The organism is Lysinibacillus sp. NPDC094177 (assembly GCF_050279145.1).
In the GTDB taxonomy this organism is placed as follows: Bacteria; Bacillota; Bacilli; order Bacillales_A; family Planococcaceae; genus Lysinibacillus.
In genome coordinates, this window is the sequence record NZ_JBNNTW010000003.1 from 44,398 (window position 1) to 62,684 (window position 18,287).

22 protein-coding genes are annotated in these 18,287 nt (G+C 37.5%); 21 read left to right on the forward strand and 1 reads right to left on the reverse strand.

Translation table 11 applies throughout. From position 1 onward, the window contains the following. The first annotated feature begins 244 nt into the window (after positions 1–244). From ACQKNC_RS06120 to ACQKNC_RS06215, 20 genes are all read left to right on the forward strand, one after another. Positions 245–1,177: a stalk domain-containing protein gene (locus tag ACQKNC_RS06120; protein WP_427423972.1), complete on the forward strand. Its 933-nt coding sequence runs from the start codon at positions 245–247 to the stop codon at positions 1,175–1,177. 313 nt (positions 1,178–1,490) lie between these two features. Further along, complete coding sequence (locus ACQKNC_RS06125) at positions 1,491–2,282, forward strand: DeoR/GlpR family DNA-binding transcription regulator (RefSeq protein WP_427423973.1); 792 nt, start codon at positions 1,491–1,493, stop codon at positions 2,280–2,282. A 13-nt stretch (positions 2,283–2,295) separates the two neighbouring features. Beyond that, on the forward strand, positions 2,296–3,561 hold the full coding sequence (locus ACQKNC_RS06130; protein WP_427423974.1) for an aspartate aminotransferase family protein: 1,266 nt from the start codon (positions 2,296–2,298) through the stop codon (positions 3,559–3,561). Between the two features lie 28 nt (positions 3,562–3,589). After that, on the forward strand, positions 3,590–4,603 hold the full coding sequence (locus tag ACQKNC_RS06135; RefSeq protein WP_427423975.1) for a phosphotransferase enzyme family protein: 1,014 nt from the start codon (positions 3,590–3,592) through the stop codon (positions 4,601–4,603). Between the two features lie 32 nt (positions 4,604–4,635). Continuing rightward, on the forward strand, positions 4,636–6,042 hold the full coding sequence (eat, locus tag ACQKNC_RS06140; RefSeq protein WP_427423976.1) for an ethanolamine permease: 1,407 nt from the start codon (positions 4,636–4,638) through the stop codon (positions 6,040–6,042). A gap of 21 nt (positions 6,043–6,063) precedes the next feature. Next, the gene (locus ACQKNC_RS06145) at positions 6,064–6,807 is read left to right on the forward strand and encodes an HAD family hydrolase (RefSeq protein WP_427423977.1); all 744 of its coding nucleotides are present in this window, start codon (positions 6,064–6,066) and stop codon (positions 6,805–6,807) included. Between the two features lie 4 nt (positions 6,808–6,811). After that, positions 6,812–7,102 carry a hypothetical protein gene (locus ACQKNC_RS06150; RefSeq protein WP_427423978.1) on the forward strand — a complete coding sequence of 97 codons (291 nt, stop codon included), beginning with the start codon at positions 6,812–6,814 and terminating at the stop codon, positions 7,100–7,102. A 15-nt stretch (positions 7,103–7,117) separates the two neighbouring features. After that, a complete protein-coding gene (locus ACQKNC_RS06155; RefSeq protein ID WP_427423979.1) occupies positions 7,118–8,605 on the forward strand; it encodes an aldehyde dehydrogenase family protein in 1,488 nt (495 codons plus the stop codon). A gap of 12 nt (positions 8,606–8,617) precedes the next feature. After that, positions 8,618–8,899, forward strand: a complete 282-nt coding sequence (locus tag ACQKNC_RS06160; protein WP_427423980.1) for a BMC domain-containing protein — start codon at positions 8,618–8,620, stop codon at positions 8,897–8,899. A 13-nt stretch (positions 8,900–8,912) separates the two neighbouring features. Then, the gene (locus ACQKNC_RS06165; RefSeq protein WP_427424329.1) at positions 8,913–9,119 is read left to right on the forward strand and encodes a PduL/EutD family phosphate acyltransferase; all 207 of its coding nucleotides are present in this window, start codon (positions 8,913–8,915) and stop codon (positions 9,117–9,119) included. 32 nt (positions 9,120–9,151) lie between these two features. Further along, a complete protein-coding gene (locus ACQKNC_RS06170; protein ID WP_427423981.1) occupies positions 9,152–9,775 on the forward strand; it encodes a hypothetical protein in 624 nt (207 codons plus the stop codon). 15 nt (positions 9,776–9,790) lie between these two features. Continuing rightward, complete coding sequence (locus tag ACQKNC_RS06175) at positions 9,791–10,078, forward strand: BMC domain-containing protein (RefSeq protein ID WP_427423982.1); 288 nt, start codon at positions 9,791–9,793, stop codon at positions 10,076–10,078. Positions 10,079–10,112: 34 nt separating this feature from the next. Further along, complete coding sequence (fabG, locus tag ACQKNC_RS06180) at positions 10,113–10,883, forward strand: 3-oxoacyl-ACP reductase FabG (RefSeq protein WP_427423983.1); 771 nt, start codon at positions 10,113–10,115, stop codon at positions 10,881–10,883. Positions 10,884–10,903: 20 nt separating this feature from the next. Next, entirely contained in the window at positions 10,904–11,182 is a 279-nt protein-coding gene (locus ACQKNC_RS06185) for a BMC domain-containing protein (RefSeq protein WP_423491804.1), read from the forward strand. 15 nt (positions 11,183–11,197) lie between these two features. After that, entirely contained in the window at positions 11,198–12,043 is an 846-nt protein-coding gene (pduL, locus tag ACQKNC_RS06190; RefSeq protein WP_427423984.1) for a phosphate propanoyltransferase, read from the forward strand. 6 nt (positions 12,044–12,049) lie between these two features. Next, positions 12,050–12,319, forward strand: coding sequence for a EutN/CcmL family microcompartment protein (locus ACQKNC_RS06195; RefSeq protein ID WP_427423985.1), 270 nt, complete (start codon positions 12,050–12,052; stop codon positions 12,317–12,319). Between the two features lie 10 nt (positions 12,320–12,329). Beyond that, a complete protein-coding gene (locus ACQKNC_RS06200) occupies positions 12,330–12,707 on the forward strand; it encodes a BMC domain-containing protein (protein ID WP_427423986.1) in 378 nt (125 codons plus the stop codon). A gap of 53 nt (positions 12,708–12,760) precedes the next feature. Further along, the gene (gene mdh, locus ACQKNC_RS06205; protein WP_427423987.1) at positions 12,761–13,717 is read left to right on the forward strand and encodes a malate dehydrogenase; all 957 of its coding nucleotides are present in this window, start codon (positions 12,761–12,763) and stop codon (positions 13,715–13,717) included. Positions 13,718–13,879: 162 nt separating this feature from the next. Then, positions 13,880–14,410, forward strand: coding sequence for a cysteine hydrolase family protein (locus ACQKNC_RS06210; protein ID WP_427423988.1), 531 nt, complete (start codon positions 13,880–13,882; stop codon positions 14,408–14,410). Between the two features lie 19 nt (positions 14,411–14,429). After that, positions 14,430–14,975: an N-acetyltransferase family protein gene (locus tag ACQKNC_RS06215; RefSeq protein ID WP_427423989.1), complete on the forward strand. Its 546-nt coding sequence runs from the start codon at positions 14,430–14,432 to the stop codon at positions 14,973–14,975. A gap of 385 nt (positions 14,976–15,360) precedes the next feature. Here ACQKNC_RS06215 and ACQKNC_RS06220 read toward each other — a convergent pair whose 3' ends face one another. Next, complete coding sequence (locus ACQKNC_RS06220; protein WP_427423990.1) at positions 15,361–16,569, reverse strand: MFS transporter; 1,209 nt, start codon at positions 16,567–16,569, stop codon at positions 15,361–15,363. 112 nt (positions 16,570–16,681) lie between these two features. Here ACQKNC_RS06220 and ACQKNC_RS06225 point away from each other — a divergent pair, with 112 nt between their 5' ends. Then, a complete protein-coding gene (locus tag ACQKNC_RS06225) occupies positions 16,682–18,073 on the forward strand; it encodes a PLP-dependent aminotransferase family protein (protein ID WP_427423991.1) in 1,392 nt (463 codons plus the stop codon). Positions 18,074–18,287 lie beyond the last annotated feature (214 nt).

An 18,287-nucleotide genomic window follows, 5' to 3' on the forward strand; every position in this document is an offset into this window, starting at 1 on the left:
CGCGAAGCAGGGAAATACCCGCGGAATGATAGCGAATACCCGCGCGAAGCAAGGAAACACCCGCGGAATGAGAGCCAATACCCGCGAACCGATTCAAACAGTATAAGTGACAGCCGTGATTCTTAATCGTAAAAGAATCGCGGCTTTTATATTGGAATATTAAAAAATGTTGGCAATGTTGTAACCTTTTTCTTTTTTAACCGACTACTACTTTGAATTCGTGAAATGAAGGAGATGCTTTTTTATGAAAATGACGAAAGTCGTACCATTTGCCATGTCAGCATTATTAATCGGGGGCGCTGTAGTAGCTCCAACTGCATCAGCAAAAGAAGGAGAAGCGGTTGTGACGAACGCTACTGATAATAAGGAGCAAAATCCAGATGTTCAGCCGGTTTTTATTAAAATAGCTGGAACAATTGACAATGTTGAAAAACGTGAGGATTCAACAAATTACACTGTTAAAGAGGACGAAAATACAAATGTTTTTGTCGTAAATGGCGATACACTAGTTTTCGATAATACTGGTAAAGAAGTTAAACTACAAAAAGGTGATAAAGTAACGGCTTACACGTATGCAAATAAACCTATGCTAACGATTTATCCACCACAATATAATCCAGAGGTAATTATTGTTGAAACAAAAGAAATGGGAACTGTTGAAGTTGACTTTTTCAATAAAGAATTAGTGAATACTGATAACACGCTAAAATTAAATGTTGGTAAAGATACGGAATTACTCAGCCTATCTGGTAAAAAGGTAACTGCTGAGGATTTAGCTGAGCAGCATTTACTTGTATTCTATACAATCGCAACAATGAGTATCCCAGCTCAAACACCACCTTCAAAAGTTGTCGTATTAGATACGATTGCACAAAAGCCAGGTGAAGTGGATCCATCTAAAGCTGCAGTACAAGAAATTATTAACAATGACTTTTATGAGGTTGAAGGTACTAAAATGGTACCACTACGATTAATAGCCGAAGAGTTAGGCTTTAAAGTAGAATCAACAGGAAAAGGCGCTATTATTTCTAAAGGCGCATTATCTTATACAATTACACGTGGTCAAAAAGAATATGACTATAATAAAGCACTTCGTCATTTTGAAGTAGCACCAGCTTTATTAGAACCAACAAAAACATATGTACCAGTTGAATTTGTTGAAGAATTAATGAAATAAAATGTTGTTTCCCCTCTTGATAGCATTTATTATCAAGGGGGTTTTTTGTGCATATTTGGTTGTATTGATTTGGAATTATGAGTATTTGGAGAACATCCTAGTTATCCTAAAATAACTAGGATGTTCTGTTTTGTAGCAATATTTAGTTTGAAGTAGAAATAATTATTATAAAATTAGATAAATTTGATATTTTCAGTATTGACTTTTGTTGAATGGTTATTTAAAATTCAAAACAAATCCACAAAAAAACAGGAATATTTAGTTGAGTTTGTGGATTTTGTTGGATTCTACTTTAGGTTTGGAGTGATTGTGTATGTCCCTTTCGTTTGAGGAACGCAAAAATGTAATTTTAGATATTTTAGATTTAGAAGGAAAAGTAAAAGTAAGTGATGCGGAACAAATATTAAACGTTTCAGGTGAGACGATACGTAGAGATATGGACCGATTGGAGAAGGAAGGGCTCCTACACAAAGTCTATGGGGGTGCCGTGAAGGCTAAAGAAAAGTATGAGCGGACATTCGAGCAGAAAACTTCACTAAACAACTTAGAAAAAAGAATGATATGTAAGGCTGCTGCTAGTATTGTGGAGGATGGCGAAGTTATTTTTATTGGTCATGGTACTACAGCCTATGAAATTGTTCGTTTTTTAAGTGATAAACCAAATGTAATAGTGGTGACGAACTCTCTCCCGGTTCTATCTTTGTCAGCAGAATGTTTTCAGGGCAAGGTGCTTTTTGCGGGAGGTGAGTATGAGCATCAACAAAAATTTATGGGTGGTCCGTTAGCTGATTTATTTTTCAATCAATTAAAGGCAAATAAAGCATTTGTAGCTGCAGGGGGGATATCATTAAATGATGGAATTACAGATTATGATATTACCGGTGCAGCAATTTCTAAGAAATTAATAGAACGGGCTGAAAATACAATTATTTTAGCGGATCACACAAAATTTGGAGTCTCCACATTTGCACATATTTGTCATTTAGAAGACATCTCAATGATCATAACAGATGAAAAAAGTTCTACACAATGGCAGGAAAGATTAGCCCAAAAAAAAGTTGAGTTATTAATAGCAGGTGAAATTTTGGAAGACGTCAACGTATAGGAAGGTGGAAAACATGGATTATTTTGCAAATAAACGAGAAACCTTACAAAAATCAATTGACTGGTGGAATCCAGGGAAAACGAAGCAATGGCAAGTGGATGGCGTAGATGTAGTCATCGGAAAAAGAGAAGGCTATTATTTTTACGATGTTGATGGCAAAAAGTTAATGAATGCTCATTTAAATGGCGGTACTTATAATCTAGGTCATCGAAATCCTGAAGTGATTGCAGCACTTATTGAAGGAACAAATTATTTTGATATCGGTAATCATCATTTTCCATCAACGGCTAGAGCGCAATTAGCAGAAAAACTGGCAGCCTGTACACCGGATGGTTTAAAATATACTATCTTTTCAAGTGGTGGTAGTGAAGCGATTGATGTAGCTTTAAAATGTGCTCGTTATGCAACAAAACGGAAGAAAACGATTTCTATTAAAAATGGTTACCATGGGCATTCAGGTTTAGCAGTTTCACTTGGCAATGAACGTTATTCCAAGCCATTTTTAAGTGAAGGTGACCCAAATGAATTTGTCCATGTTCCGTTTAATGATCTAGAGGCAATGGAGCGAGAACTTTCAAAAGGTGATGTTGCAAGCGTTATTATCGAAACAATACCAGCTACTTACGGATTCCCATTACCGAATGCCAATTACTTATCAGCTGTAAAGGCATTATGTGAGCGCTATGGATCACTATATATAGCTGATGAAGTGCAGACAGGATTAATGAGAACTGGAAAGCTTTGGGGAATTGATCATTATGGTGTGAAGCCAGATATTTTAGTAACTGCTAAAGGTCTCAGTGGAGGTATTTATCCAATTGCAGCAACGGTTGTCAATGAGCGAGCTGGTGGTTGGATGATAGAAGATGGACTTGCACATATTTCTACTTTTGGTGGTGCAGAACTAGGCTGTGTTGTAGCAATGAAGGTATTGGAAATTTCACAGAGACCAGAAGTTGTGAAAAATGTAGAATATGTAGCACGTTATTTGCGTGTAGGCTTAGAGCGTATTCAGAAACAGTATCCTGATTTCTTTGTTGGAATTCGTCAATTGGGAGTTGTCATGGGGCTAGAGTTTAATCATCCCGAAGGAGCAAAATATGTGATGAGCTCATTATACAAACATGGGGTGTGGGCAATTTATTCAATGCTCGATACGCGTGTCCTTCAATTTAAGCCGGGCTTATTATGCGATAAAGAGTATTGTGATGAATTACTTGAGAAATGTGAAGCGGGTATTAAAGAGGCTTCTCAGCTTGTAAAGTTTGCACGCTATTAAATACATTTTGTAAAAGGGGGGGGTTCTGATGGGACAAATGGATTTCTTAGATTTAGAGACTGTTCTTTCAAACTTCCATCAAGCAGCGAATGATGCATTGAAGGAATATAGCTGTTTGGTAGAGGCATCTTGTAAAATGATTGACTATTCCGAAAATTCTACGTATTTAGTAGAAGATTTACATGGCAAAAAATATATTCTGAGAATAAGTCGACCTAATTACCATAAGAAAGAGGAAATAGAGGCGGAGATTGCTTGGCTAAACTCGCTACATGAGCAATCTCCAATTGATGTATCATTACCAATCCGAGCAGATGACGGTGACTACGTACATGCTCATAGATATAATGACACAGTTTATTATAGCACGTTATTTACATTTTTGGAGGGGAATGCCCCTAATGAAAACAATGAGGAAGATTTAATTCATCAATTTGAAACGTTAGGAACAATTACAGCAATGTTCCATCAGCATACAATTGAGCAGCATGAGCATTATAAAGAATTTAAACGCATGACGTGGGATTATGACACGATATTAGATGAGTCTGCAAAATGGGGGAGGTGGCAGGATGGGCTTGGCATGATACCATCACGTTTAGCTTTATACGAAGATGCCTCTCTTATCATTAAAAATAAATTAGAGGAGTTTGGAAAGAGCAAAACAAGATTTGGGCTGATTCATTCAGATTTACGCTTAGCCAATTTATTAATTTGCGGTGAAGAAATAAAGGTTATTGACTTTGACGATTGTGGCTTTGGGTGGTTTTTATATGATTTAGCGACATCCGTAAGCTTTATTGAACATATGCCCTACCTAGATGATCTTATAACATCTTGGATAAAAGGCTATAGCAAAATAAGAACATTAACAGATGAAGAGATTGATATGATTCCAACATTTATATTAATGAGAAGGCTGCAGCTTATTTCTTGGATAGGTAGTCGTGATAATGAAACAACACGATTACTTGGCGAAAATTATACCGTGCAGAGTGATGCCTTAGTGAAGGAGTACTTGGAGATAAATAAAGTGATTTAAAATCCAAATAATGCTAAAAGGTGGGGTATGATATGTCTTCTAAAAAGGATGAAGTAATTGTATTAAAGAAAGCCCTTACACCAATCCATTTATGGACAATTGGCGTTGGTATTGTTATATCAGGTAATTATTTTGGTTGGAATTTTGGTTTAAGTCAATCTGGCTATTTAGGGATGCTCATTGCTACATTATTTATGGCCATAATGTATTTAACAATGACCTTAGGAATCTCAGAATTATCTACAATGTTACCATATGCAGGTGGACCTTATTCTTTTGCTAGACGTGCAATGGGAAGATATATCGGATTTATTACCGGGGTTGGTGTTGTATTACAGTACGTCATTGCTGCACCTATTATTGCCATCGGTATTGGTGGCTATATTAGCTTTTTATTCCCAGCTGTACCGACAGTAGTTGCGGCAGCATTTATGTATGCATTATTCATGGGTGTTCATATTATCGGTATTAAGGAATACGCAACGATTGAAATGGTACTCGTCTTTATAGCATTGGGGTTATTAGTTTTAATGTATTTCGTAGGTCTACCACAAATTAATGTGAAGCATTTATTCCCTGATGAAGGTGCATTAATACCTGGTGGATTTAAAGGAGTTTGGTCTGCACTCCCTTATGCCATGTGGCTATTTTTAGCGATTGAAATGTTACCAATGCTATCTGAGGAGACTAGAGATGTTCAAAAGGACATGCCAAAGGGTTTAATCTCAGGAATGGTGACATTGTTAGTATTGTCAATATTAACAACGACGGTGGCGATTGGACTAGCTGGTATTGACGTAATGACGGTAGCTGCGGATCCACTCCCAGCAGCCATTGCATCAGCATTTGGTAAAACATATTGGCTAGCACAAATTTTAGCATCAGTCGGATTAGTTGGTTTAATTGCAAGCTTCTCAGGTGTCATTTTAGCATATTCTCGTCAGGTGTATGCGCTATCTCGTGCAGGCTATTTACCGACCATTTTATCGAAGATGCATAAAAAGCGTCAGACTCCATATATGGCTATAATTTTACCTGGCTTTATTGGCTTAATACTCGTGATATTATTCAATCCAGATGATTTAATTTTAATTTCTACCTTTGGGGCATTAGTTTCCTATATCACGATGAATTTATCGGTGCTCATTTTACGCAAAAAAGAGCCAAATCTTCCAAGAGCATTCAAGACACCATTATATCCGCTTACACCTATTGTGTCGTTAATGTTAGCCGTTGTTGCAATCTTTGCTAGTTTCTTTGCGAATTTTACATTTTTCATCGTTTCCCTAGCTGTTTTTGCAGCTGCAAGTATTTATTATTGGGTTTGGGCACGTCATCAAATTAATGAGGATGCGCCAGAGGAACGTTTTGCAAAACAAGAAATGATTAACCTTGAAAACCAAGTCTCTGCTACACCTATGGAAGCCATAAGAGAATAGAACAAAAGGATGGGTACTTCAATGAGTCAAGTTGAATGGATTATTTTTGATAAAGATGGAACTCTTATTGAAATGGATTCTTTATGGATATCATGGGCAATAAATTTATATCTAAATGTAACTGAAAATTCTGATTTCGAAATCAAATTTACGTTGCAGGAGTTTTTAAAAAGTATAGGTGTAAAAAATAATGGTACCTCTATTGATCCAACAAGTCCATTAGCTATTGGAAGTATACAAGAAGCTGAAACAATTTTAGCGTATTTACTCTATCAGCAAGATATTGCTTGGAGTAAGGGCGTGACATTAGCGAGAGCTGCGGCAAGTTTAGCTAATACTCAGCAAGAACATGTAACTGTAAAAGAAATACCGGGTATTCGACAGTTATTAATGGCCATAAAAGATAACGGTATAAAAATGGGTGTTATCACTGCGGATCTGACTGCTCGCGCTGAAGCACATTTAAGGCAACTAGACATTTTATCACTATTTGAATTTGTAATTGGGAGTGATCAAGCCACTTATAGCAAGCCTTCTCCAGATTTGGCTTACGTGGCGAAGGAACGATATCATGTGCCACTTGAAGGGACTGTAATGATTGGTGATTCCAATGCCGATATGCTCTTTGCGAAAAATGCAGGTATGCAATTTTCCATCGGCATTATACCAAAGGAAATCTACCCGAAAGATTATTTACCGGATGCTACGAAAATTATTGAATCCTATGATGAATCATTAGTAGCGATGTTTGTAAAAAAGGAGTGAACATATGGACAATCAACTAATTGCCAAAATTACTGAATTAGTATTGGAGAAAATTTCTCAAGCTTCTCAATCAGATACGAGCTATCAAGGGTTGACACAAGAAGAGCTCCAAGAATGGCAGACCTTTCATCTTATGAATCAAGAAAGGGACCACACTCAACGCACTGCGGTTACTTCTAGTGACAAGGCTTTATCTGCTCAGGAACTGGAAAATTGGGATAGCCTTCAACAAACATTTTCTAAAACATCACCATCTCAAACGAACGACTTAATCACCCTAAAAAAATTTTCTTGATGGGAGGGCAGTCGTATGATAAAGGATCAAGATTTACTATCAATTCAAGAGGCAAGGGATGCTGTCACAGCAGCTTCTATTGCTCAAAAAAAGTTTTCTAGCTTTTCTCAAGAGCAGGTTAATAGGATTATTGAAGCGATTGCGAAGGATGCATATGAACAAGCAGAGAACCTTGCTATTTTAGCGGTCACAGAAACTCAAATGGGCGTTATTGAACATAAGAAAATAAAAAATGAGCTCGCTTCTAAAGGTGTATATGAATCGATTCGTCATGAAAGGACAGTTGGAACTATTTATGAGGATGCTGCTGCTCAGCAAGTAGAAATTGCCTATCCATTTGGGGTCATTGCGGCCGTGTCGCCAGTTACAAATCCAACTGCTACAGCGATTTATAAAACACTAATTGCCTTGAAGGCACAAAATGCAATTGTTTTTAGTCCTCATCCAACAGCAGTTAACTGTACGGTTGAAGCGTTAAAAATATGTAATCAGGCTGCTATTCGTGCAGGTGCACCTGAAGGACTTATCCAATGGATTGCCCATCCAACGTTAAAGGGAACTGAGGCTTTGATGCAGCATAAAGATGTACAGCTTATTTTAGCTACGGGAGGGTCAGGACTAGTAAAGGCAGCCTACAGCTCAGGCAAGCCAGCATACGGTGTTGGACCTGGGAATGTCCCTGTTTATATTGATCGTACAGCTAAAGTAGCACGCGCTGTTCAGCAAATAATCGATAGTAAATCATTTGATAATAGCACAATTTGTGCAACTGAACAGGCTATTGTTGTTCATCGGGGTGTGAAAGATCAAGTATTGGCAGCTTTAGCTGAAAACGGGGCCGTGTTACTGAGAGGAGAAGACAAGGGAAAATTAGCGAAAGTTATTTCCCTTGTACCACGCACACTCAATAGCAAAATTGTGGGTAAGCCTGCTACGTTTATTGCCGAAATGGCAAATGTTGAAGTGCCTTCTCATACGAGAGTACTTGTAGCAGAGGAGTATCAAATCGGTAAAGAATTTCCGTTTTCGATAGAAAAGCTGTCACCTATTTTAGGCTTATATACTGCAAATTCTCATGAGGAAGCAGTAACGATTTGTAGGAATTTATTAGATGTCGGTGGAAGAGGACATAGCCTAGCCATTCATGCTCAGGACGAGCAATTTGTCAAAGAGTTTGCGGCACAAATGCCCGTATCAAGAATTATAGTGAATACGTTAGCATCTGTTGGTGCTGCAGGTGGTACAACAAGCTTAACGCCGTCCTTTACCCTAGGCTGCGGTGCCTATGGAGGAAATATTACAAGTGATAATATTTCAGCACGGCATTTGATCAATAAAAAACGTGTTGCTTATGGAATCAAGGATATGAACATTCCTAAGCCACAAAATCCTAAAAATATACAAGTAACATCTGCTTCAAATCATGCGATAAAAGAAGCGCAAGTTGATACAGTAATGATTCAAAAAATAATAGAAGAGATTGTCACTAAATTAAGTGTCTAGGAGGAATTTCAGATGAACGTAGAAATTAATGGAGCTTTAGGTATGATCGAGACAAGAGGGTTAATTGGATCCATTGAAGCAGCAGATGCCATGGTAAAAGCCGCGAACGTTAATATTGTAGGAAAAGTACATGTTGGTGGTGGAATTGTCACAGTTTTAGTAACGGGAGATGTTGGAGCTGTAAAGGCTGCTACAGATGCAGGCTCTGAAGCCGCGCGTCGAGTAGGTGAATTATTATCCGTCCATGTTATCCCACGTCCGCATTCAGAATTATTAGCGATTTTACCTAAATAAAAATTATGGGTTTATCATTGCACAGGCACATATTCATATGTCCGAAACAGAAGCAGTTTTATTAAATGTGAGGGATCAAGAAATCGTAAAAGTTGAAATTATTAGTGAGATACGCCAAATACAAATGAAAATTGTAGTCGTACATGTATCACCAAATTTCATCCTAGAGATGCATATTGACACAGATGAGGCAAATGCAGCAACTATCGCTACTCTATAACACGGAAAGCTTATCAAAATGGGGTGACACGAATGGAAGTACAAGCATTACGACGACTCATTCAAGAAGTGGTGTCTACCATTGTGAGTACGAAGAAAAAGAGAATTTTGATTGTTCATCCTCATACGACAATCTCGAATAAACAAGTGGAAACATTAAAAAGCTATTTCCAATTAGAGGAGTGGCAAGAGGGGGCACTTGCGACGAATTCATTCCAAATGTTTTACGATGCTAAAGTATTTCTTGAAGTGGATCAGACTTTCATTGTCAGCAGTGCGCAAGGATTACCCAATTCCCCAGAATCCTTATTCCTGACTGAATTATTGTTGAAGGATGAGCCAGTTCTATTAGTCCCCGATGAGAAAATGTCATTAATCATGACGACGAAAGAACCAAATGCATACATGAAAATGCTTAGGCAGCATATGGCAAGCTTAAAAAACTATGGCTGTAATTTTCAGTTATTCTCACAGCTTATGCCTTATTTAAATGATAGAGAAAACTCATCTAATTTCGATATACAAGAAGGATTTATTACAGAAGACATGATTAGGTCGTATCAAGGGCAACAGCTAAAAATACCGATGCATTCTAAACTTACACCACTTGCACAAGATGTGATCCAAGAAAAAGGCATTATTATTCAACGAAAATAGTAGGGGTGTTGTTTCATGACAAAATCGATTGGCATCGTGGAAACAAGAGGTCTTGCCATTTCTATTCAAATTGCAGACGCCATGTTAAAAGCAGCAGATATTAGATTGCTCCGACAAGAAACAATCGATTTAGCACTTGTCACAATTGCAATTGAAGGTGATACAGAGGCAATTAGGGAAGCTATTAAGATCGGTACAAAATTGGCTAAAGATGCTAACCAATGGATTGCCTCTACTACTATTTTACGTCCAGATGTTACTGTCAACGGTCTAGTAATTGAGATTGCTAAAAAGCCAACGTAAGAACAATAAAAAATCTTAAAGGGTGGTGATTTATTTGAAAGTAGATTTAGCTGGAAAGGTTGTTATTGTTACTGGTGGAAGCAAAGGAATTGGGAAAGGAATTGCAACAGTTTTTGCAAAACAAGGTGCTCATGTTGTTATAGCTGCAAGAGGCCAAGAACTCGCATCGAAATTAGCTACAGAGCTGCAAGCGCTAGACTACTCTGCTTCTGCAATCGCTGTAGATGTTGAAAGCTATGAATCTGTTGAAAATATGGTACGAGAGGTTGCTATAACATATGGAGCAATCGATATATTATGCTCTAATGCTGGGATTTTCCCATCTGTTAAGTTGGAGGATATGACGACAGAAAACTGGGATCAAGTGTTAAATATCAATGCAAGGGGAACGATGTTTGCTCTGAAGGCGTGTGTTCCATATTTAAAGCAGGCAGATTTCGGTAGAATCATTATTACTTCTTCAATTACAGGTCCTGTTACAGGCTATGCTGGATGGACTCATTATGCAGCAAGCAAGGCAGCCCAGCTAGGATTTATGCGTACCGCAGCACTTGAATTAGCACAATATAACATTACAGTAAATGCTGTGATGCCTGGAAATATTGCTACAGAAGGCTTAGATGGACTGGGTGAAGAGTATTTACTAAAGATGGCGAAGGCTATACCGTTGGGTGGTCTTGGAAGTGTGGAAGATATTGCGTATGCGGCCTTATTTCTAAGTAGTAAGGAAGCAGGCTTCATCACAGGACAATCCATTATCATTGATGGCGGACAAACATTACCAGAAGATGCTGAAGCATTTTAATGACGTAGGAGGACAATGAAATGAATAATTTAGGCGCATTAGGAATGATTGAAACAAAAGGATTGGTTGGTTCCATTGAAGCAGCAGATGCAATGGTGAAAGCTGCAAATGTCAATATCGTAGGGAAGGTGCATGTTGGTGGCGGTATTGTCACTGTGCTTGTTCGTGGTGATGTTGGTGCGGTTAAAGCCGCTACTGACGCCGGTGCTGCTGCTGCACAGCGTGTGGGAGAGCTTTTATCTGTCCATGTTATTCCACGTCCTCATGCAGAATTAGAAGCTATTTTACCGCTACCATAAAAATGAGGTGGATTTATGAATCAGCATGCAATAGAGCAAATCGTCGATGAAGTTATTGCCGAAATACTTCAAACAAAACAGGCAGCTCCGCATTTGCAAAATGAAATTCCTATTGGGATATCGGCAAGACATATTCACTTGAGACAGGAGCATATGGAGCATCTCTTTGGCAAAGGGGCACAATTGACCGTTCATAAAATGCTTTCACAGCCAGATCAATTTGCAGCAAATGAAACACTCACTGTTGTTGGCCCGAAAGGTAGTATTGCGAATGTACGTGTTTTAGGCCCTGCTCGAACTTTAACACAAGTTGAGGTAAGCAATACTGATGCCGTAGCATTAGGCGTTCATCCACCGATACGAGAATCAGGAAATATTGCAGGTTCAGCTAGTTGTACACTTGTTGGTCCAAATGGAAGCTTGTTTTTAAAAGAAGGAGTCATTATTGCCCAAGCTCATATTCATATGTCGCTAGTAGATGCGGAAAACTTCCATGTTCGTGATGGACAATACGTAGCCGTCAAAATTCACGGTATCCGACCAGTGACTTTTGATCACGTTAAAGTACGTGTTGCAGATCGTTATCGATTAGAGATGCATATTGATACGGATGAGGCGAATGCGGGCTTTATCCAAACGGGTGCAACAGGAACGATATTAAAGGAAGATTTAAGTGACATTCCTAAAAGTCCCTCCTCAACCAACAGTTTCGAAATCAACGAAAAGATTATTACTGAAAAGGACCTTATAGGGTGTGAAGGGCAAACTATAATTGTTCCGCAATTTGCGAGATTTACCGCACTTGCCATGGATACGGTAGCGAATTTAAGAATTGAGATACAGTATAGAAATGAAGGATGATGATGCATGCGTATAGGTAAAGTTGTAGGGAATATATGGGCAACCCGTAAAGAGGAAGGGCTACAGGGTCTGAAATTACTCATCATTCAACCGAAAAAAATAGATGGGCAATTAGCAGACGAGCAAATCGTCGCGGCAGATCGAATTGGTGCAGGTGTCGGAGATGATGTTATTTTAACTACGGGTAGTGCTGCTGTTCGAAGCTTTTCAAAGGAAATAGTTTGTCCAATTGATGCCATTATTGTTGGTATTATTGATGCAACTGAGGAATCGTGAGGTGAGAACTATGAAAGAAGCCATTGGCATGATTGAAACTTACGGCATGGTGGGCTCTGTTGAAGCGGCAGATGCTATGCTCAAAGCTTCAAATGTCCAATTAGTCAAACATGAATTCATAGATGGAGGCATTGTCACAGTTATTGTTGAAGGAGATGTTGGGGCAGTGCAGGCTGCTGTTGATTCTGGCAAAGAAGCAGCGGCACGCGTAGGTAAGGTATTAAGTGCACATGTAATCCCACGAGCTGCAGATGAGGTTTTCACAACTATTATTCGCCAAAAACAAAAAGTGACAAAAGGAAGACCAACCAAATCTACTGCCCGCAATAAAACACAAGTAAAAGAAACGAACATTAACCCTTTAAACGATGCCCAAACTGAAATATAGCTTAGTTCCTATATCTATATAGCACAGAGTCATTTTCGTTAGGAGTGATGAAAATGAAATTTAAAAGGCCAAAGATTGCGATTATTGGAGCCGGCAATACTGGAGCCACCATAGCTTTAATGGTCGCTCAAAAAGAAATAGGAGATATTGTGCTAGTCGATATTCCAGAATTAGAAATGCCAGCTAAGGGGAAAGCGCTAGATATTTTGCAAACAAGTCCTATTGAAAAATTTAATGTTCACATTATTGGAACAGCCAACTATCAAGAAATTGAGCATGCAGATATTGTTGTCATTACAGCAGGTATTGCTAGAAAACCTGGAATGACGAGAGAGGATCTTATTCAAACAAATGCCTCCATTATTCGCTCTGTCAGCGAGCATGTGAAGTGTTATGCACCAAACAGCTATGTAATCGTATTAAGTAATCCTGTAGATGCCATGACCTATGTTTGTCTAGAAACGACGGGATTTTCAAAAAATCGTGTAATGGGTCAATCAGGAATTTTAGATACAGCTCGTTTTAATACATTTATTGCAGATGCTCTACATTTATCTGTTAAAGATGTTTCTAGCTTCGTTTTAGGTGGTCATGGCGATGAAATGGTGCCACTTGTGCGCTATACGTATATCAGTGGAATCCCAATAGAAAAAATGCTGCCTAAAGCTCAAATTGAACAATTAGTGGAACGAACGCGCAAAGGTGGAGGCGAGATTGTTGGGCTTCTTGGTAATGGCAGCGCTTATTATGCCCCAGCAGCATCAATTGTCAAGATGATAGAAGCCATTGTGAAAGATCAACGAAGAGTTATGCCAGTCATTGCTTATTTGCAGGGGGAATATCATGTTCATAACGCTTGTATTGGTGTACCTGTAGTTCTTGGTGGTAATGGTATTGAAAGTGTGATTGAATTACACTTAAACAAAGAAGAGCAAAAAGCATTTGCCAATTCGGTTCATACTGTTTATCGTACATTAGAAAATATTAAACGATGGATTACTGCCATCTAATCTAAAATAAGTATTAGATGGTTGATACATATAAAGTTTCTTAGACTTCGGAAAATATCAACTACGAAATATACATAGTTCTCCAAATTCTCTTTAAATGGAAAATATATTTTTGTACAATAAGAGAATTAAAGTCAGATTCTTAAAGGAGAAGAGAACTATATGAAGCAGGCATTAATTATTGTGGATATGCAAGAAGCGTTCTTTTTGGATAGTGAAAACTACTTATTTGATTATGAAAGAGTATTAGATAATATTAATATGTTAATAACTTCGGCACGAAATTGCGATGTTCCGATTGTTTTTATCCAGCATACGGATTCAAATAAAGACGACGATTTTGCGTTTGGCAAGCCAGGCTGGGATCTATATCACGGACTTCTACGGCAACCAGAGGATAAAGTGATTCAAAAAACATCGTGGGATGCATTTTTCCAAACGGAATTAGCGGAGTACCTACAGGAACAACATATTGAGCAGCTTATTTTCGCTGGTGCTCAAACAGAATTTTGTCTTGATACGACTATCCGAAATGCCTATAGTCGTGGATACCATCATAATATTTTAGTTGAAGGGGCGCATACCACACTAGATAGTCACGTATTAAATGCGCAGCAAATTATTAAGCACCACGAGTCCGTTTGGCATAATCGATTCGTGAACATTCAGCCACGTACTTTTTTCAAAAAATAAGTAAAAAGGGGTAACAATAATGCTCATAAACAGCCAAGAATATAATGTCAACGAACTTCATTATACAATTAGACCCGCCAATGTCGAAGATGCCCAAGCATTATCTGATTTAAGGTTACAACTTGATGGCGAAACGGAAAACTTCGATAGGGAACAAGGAGAAGGCTTCATCGATACGAAAGGATTTGAACAGATCATTCAGGAAGACACAAAAAGTCCAGGGAATTTGTGTTTAGTAGCAGTGGTCGATAATCGTATCGTCGGATTTTCTAGATGTGAGGGATCACCATTAAAAAGATTTGCTCATAAAGTAGATTTCGGTGTAGGTGTATTAAAGGAGTTTTGGCGTTATGGGATAGGTAAAAACTTCTTAAAAACATCGGTAGAATGGGCTGACGCTAATGACATTAAAAAAATGGCCTTGCATGTTATAGAGACAAATGACAAAGCAATTTTACTCTATAAAAAGCTTGGCTTTGAAGTTGAAGGCGTCTTAAAAAATGATAAACTCCTTTCAGATGGCAACTATTATAATACGATTGTCATGGGAAGAATTATGGCATAATTTTAAAATAAACCCAGTTAAGTAAATAGGTTTTATTAAAAGTCAAGTTATAAGCTGAAACCATTTTAAATAGTGAATTCCTATTTAATTTCACACATTATATATATAGAAATTTAAAGGATAGAAGAGCTAAAATGAATTCGCTCTATCTATCCTCTTTTTTTACCCCAGATGATCCTAATTACTACAACAATTATATCAATCTAATGTTGCAGTAATTTAAAAGGAGCTTATTTCAATTAGTAATTGTATATTAAAGCCTATTTCTTAAGCTTCTGTATACTCGGCAATAAAGTGAAAATAATCATATTTTTTTATACTGCTTTTTTCTGCATAACAACAAATGCAACATATTCACGAATTTTTGCGTTTGGCCAAAAATACCCTAAGTAATCTCTTTCTTTAACTCTTTCATAATAGAATGTGAAGGTGTTCTACCATGCAGTAAATAATAAACCCCTATTCCGATTATTATAAGGAAAGAACAATAAAAATATAATGATCCATGATCAATTTTAGCTGCGGCAATACCAAAGATAAATGATCCAATGCCGAACCCAAAATCATATATAGAAAGGAATGTGGCCGTAGCCAATGCCCTCTTTTTAGGAGGTGCTACTTGAATGGCGATGGTTTGAAAACTGGGAAACATGGTTCCCCACCCCAATCCAATAAGGGCTGCTGATGTAAGAAATAACAAGGACGTATTCGATATACTCAATAAGAATGTACCGACTCCAAAGCATAAAATAGCAGGATAAATTATAATATTTGCACCTAATAAATCATACCATTTTCCAGTAAACGGTCGGGAAATTAAAAGGACCACTGCGTACACAACAAAAAAATAACCAGCAGCTTCCACTAAACTTTGCTCTTTAGCATATATGGATACAAAAGAGATAATCCCAGAGTAAATCAGTCCAAAGAAAGCTGAGACCAATGATACAGGAATAGCGGAAATTTCCAAATAATATCCAATTTCCATACTTTTTTTTCGTTTAATTACCCGTTCTGGCATAAAAGCTACCTTAGGTAATTTTACAAATAATCCTGCAACGAGTGCAAAGAGGGCACAAAATACATTTATGATAAACATTACATTTGCCTCTGTTTGTTGCATAACAGTCAAACCCAAAAAGGGACCAATAGCCATGGCAAGATTTAGCGTTAGTCCATAGTACCCCATACCTTCTCCTTTACGGGATTCCGGGATGAGATCGGCCACAATTGCTCCAGTGGACGTTGTGGCCATTCCAAAACCAATTCCATGAAAAAAGCGAAGAATTAGTAAGCCAATCAGAGATTCTGGAATAAAATACAAAATTGAAGCTGCGAAAAGAACAATGAGGGAACTTATAAAAGCGGTATACTTTCCTACCTTTTCGATCCATTTACCTGCAAATAGGCGTGTTAGGATGGATGCAATCAAAAAAACTGTAGTAATAAGTCCGGCTTCAGATTCGGCACCATGCAATTCTTTTAAAGCATATATCGGTAGTGTAACCAATAAATAAAAAAATGCTGTAAACACGAGAAAATTAGTAATGGCAATACTGATAAAATCCCTTGTCCATAATTGGGGTTTATCCAATATTTCCACCTCCCAGATCAAAATTTTTTCTAAATTCATTATTTATATATACTGACATTTCTAAAAGGTACAGTTTACAATAAATATTAATGACAGATGAGGTATTTCAATAATGAATGAACTAATATTTAATATCAATAGAGAAAGTAACACGCCTATGTACCAACAAGTTTATCAATACATACGAACACAGATTTTATCTGGTAAATTAGAAAGGAATACAAAGTTACCATCGATTAGACAACTTGCTCTCCAATTAGAGGTTAGCAGAAACACAACTCAGGTAGCCTATGAACAATTGCAATCGGAAGGATATATTCGAAGTGAGAACAAAAAGGGGTTTTTTGTAGATGCAACTATATCGGATGAGACGCTTACATATGAACCCATTAGAGAACAGCATCATGAAAAAAAACAAACTGACATAAAAACTATTGACTTTAAGATTGGGACAGTGGATCAAGAGAACTTCCCTTTGAAAAAATGGAGAATGCTTACAAACAAAAGCATTAATGACTCTAGCATGTTTTCATACGGAGAAAAACAAGGCGATATTCAATTAAGAAAGGAACTAGCAGATTACTTGTTTCAATCAAGAGGAGTTAATACTTCCGCTGAACAGATTATTATTGGCAGTAGCACACAACACTTGTTATTACTTTTATCGCTGTTGCTAAAGCAAGACTATCATTATCTGGCAGTAGAAGACCCTGGATATAATGTGGCAAGGGAACTATTTGCTCTTCAGTCATTTATCATTGATCCGATCCCGGTAACAGAACAAGGCATTCAAGTCGATCGCCTTTTACAGTCACCTTCTAGACTTTTATATGTCACTCCTACTCACCACTTTCCATACGGAGTAACAATCCCCGTCAATGAAAGATTAAAGTTAATTCAATGGGCAAAAAGGGTGGAAGGTTACATTATTGAGGATGATTACGATAGTGAATTTCGATACATACATCAACCTATACCGTCTCTTCAAAGTTTAGATTCAAATGATAGGGTGGTTTATTTAGGAACTTTTTCAAAAGCATTGCTACCTTCTATCCGTGTCAGTTATATGGTTTTGCCTAGGAGGCTAGTAAGTGAATATAAAAAGATACTCCCTTTGTTTGAGCAAACATCCTCATCTATACATCAAAGAACGTTGGCGACCTTTATGAATGAAGGATATTGGTACCCACACTTAAGGAAGATGAAAGCTTTGTATAAACGTAAAATGAATCTATTGAATAGGGAATTACTAAAACACTTTAAGAATTATGTTGAAATAAAAGGTGGTAGTTCCGGGATTTTCGTTATTATTGAAGTTAAAACAAAAATGAGTGAAAAAATGCTAATTGAAAGGGCATATGAACATGGAATTGTAGTTTATCCTTGCTCAAAATATTTCTCGAAAGATATACCACAATATCCACATATTCAACTTGGGTTGGGTAATTTATGTGAAGAAAAGATAATAAAAGGAGTATCTCAACTAGCAAAAATTTGGTTGTAATCTTATTAGAGGTAGCACCACATCGCTATTAAGTTAAGATTTTAAGCTTGTTACTACTATTGAACAATTGAATTTCTACAAAGATTGGTTGAAGCGTTTTTGAGGAATTTGCTTCAAGTAATGGAGGCTTACTTGGAGAAAATTGAGTAGCACTTTTTTCTTGTTGAACTAACCGCGCAGTTTAGCGGAAGGAGGATTTTTTACATTTATGGAG

Bases quoted from the DNA above. Each gene is read 5' to 3' on its own strand.
- ACQKNC_RS06120 (WP_427423972.1), top strand. From the start codon at position 245: ATGAAAATGACGAAAGTCGTACCATTTGCCATGTCAGCATTATTAATC.
- ACQKNC_RS06125 (WP_427423973.1), top strand. From the start codon at position 1,491: ATGTCCCTTTCGTTTGAGGAACGCAAAAATGTAATTTTAGATATTTTA.
- ACQKNC_RS06130 (WP_427423974.1), top strand. From the start codon at position 2,296: ATGGATTATTTTGCAAATAAACGAGAAACCTTACAAAAATCAATTGAC.
- ACQKNC_RS06135 (WP_427423975.1), top strand. From the start codon at position 3,590: ATGGGACAAATGGATTTCTTAGATTTAGAGACTGTTCTTTCAAACTTC.
- eat (WP_427423976.1), top strand. From the start codon at position 4,636: ATGTCTTCTAAAAAGGATGAAGTAATTGTATTAAAGAAAGCCCTTACA.
- ACQKNC_RS06145 (WP_427423977.1), top strand. From the start codon at position 6,064: ATGAGTCAAGTTGAATGGATTATTTTTGATAAAGATGGAACTCTTATT.
- ACQKNC_RS06150 (WP_427423978.1), top strand. From the start codon at position 6,812: ATGGACAATCAACTAATTGCCAAAATTACTGAATTAGTATTGGAGAAA.
- ACQKNC_RS06155 (WP_427423979.1), top strand. From the start codon at position 7,118: ATGATAAAGGATCAAGATTTACTATCAATTCAAGAGGCAAGGGATGCT.
- ACQKNC_RS06160 (WP_427423980.1), top strand. From the start codon at position 8,618: ATGAACGTAGAAATTAATGGAGCTTTAGGTATGATCGAGACAAGAGGG.
- ACQKNC_RS06170 (WP_427423981.1), top strand. From the start codon at position 9,152: ATGGAAGTACAAGCATTACGACGACTCATTCAAGAAGTGGTGTCTACC.
- ACQKNC_RS06175 (WP_427423982.1), top strand. From the start codon at position 9,791: ATGACAAAATCGATTGGCATCGTGGAAACAAGAGGTCTTGCCATTTCT.
- ACQKNC_RS06185 (WP_423491804.1), top strand. From the start codon at position 10,904: ATGAATAATTTAGGCGCATTAGGAATGATTGAAACAAAAGGATTGGTT.
- pduL (WP_427423984.1), top strand. From the start codon at position 11,198: ATGAATCAGCATGCAATAGAGCAAATCGTCGATGAAGTTATTGCCGAA.
- ACQKNC_RS06195 (WP_427423985.1), top strand. From the start codon at position 12,050: ATGCGTATAGGTAAAGTTGTAGGGAATATATGGGCAACCCGTAAAGAG.
- ACQKNC_RS06200 (WP_427423986.1), top strand. From the start codon at position 12,330: ATGAAAGAAGCCATTGGCATGATTGAAACTTACGGCATGGTGGGCTCT.
- mdh (WP_427423987.1), top strand. From the start codon at position 12,761: ATGAAATTTAAAAGGCCAAAGATTGCGATTATTGGAGCCGGCAATACT.
- ACQKNC_RS06210 (WP_427423988.1), top strand. From the start codon at position 13,880: ATGAAGCAGGCATTAATTATTGTGGATATGCAAGAAGCGTTCTTTTTG.
- ACQKNC_RS06215 (WP_427423989.1), top strand. From the start codon at position 14,430: ATGCTCATAAACAGCCAAGAATATAATGTCAACGAACTTCATTATACA.
- ACQKNC_RS06225 (WP_427423991.1), top strand. From the start codon at position 16,682: ATGAATGAACTAATATTTAATATCAATAGAGAAAGTAACACGCCTATG.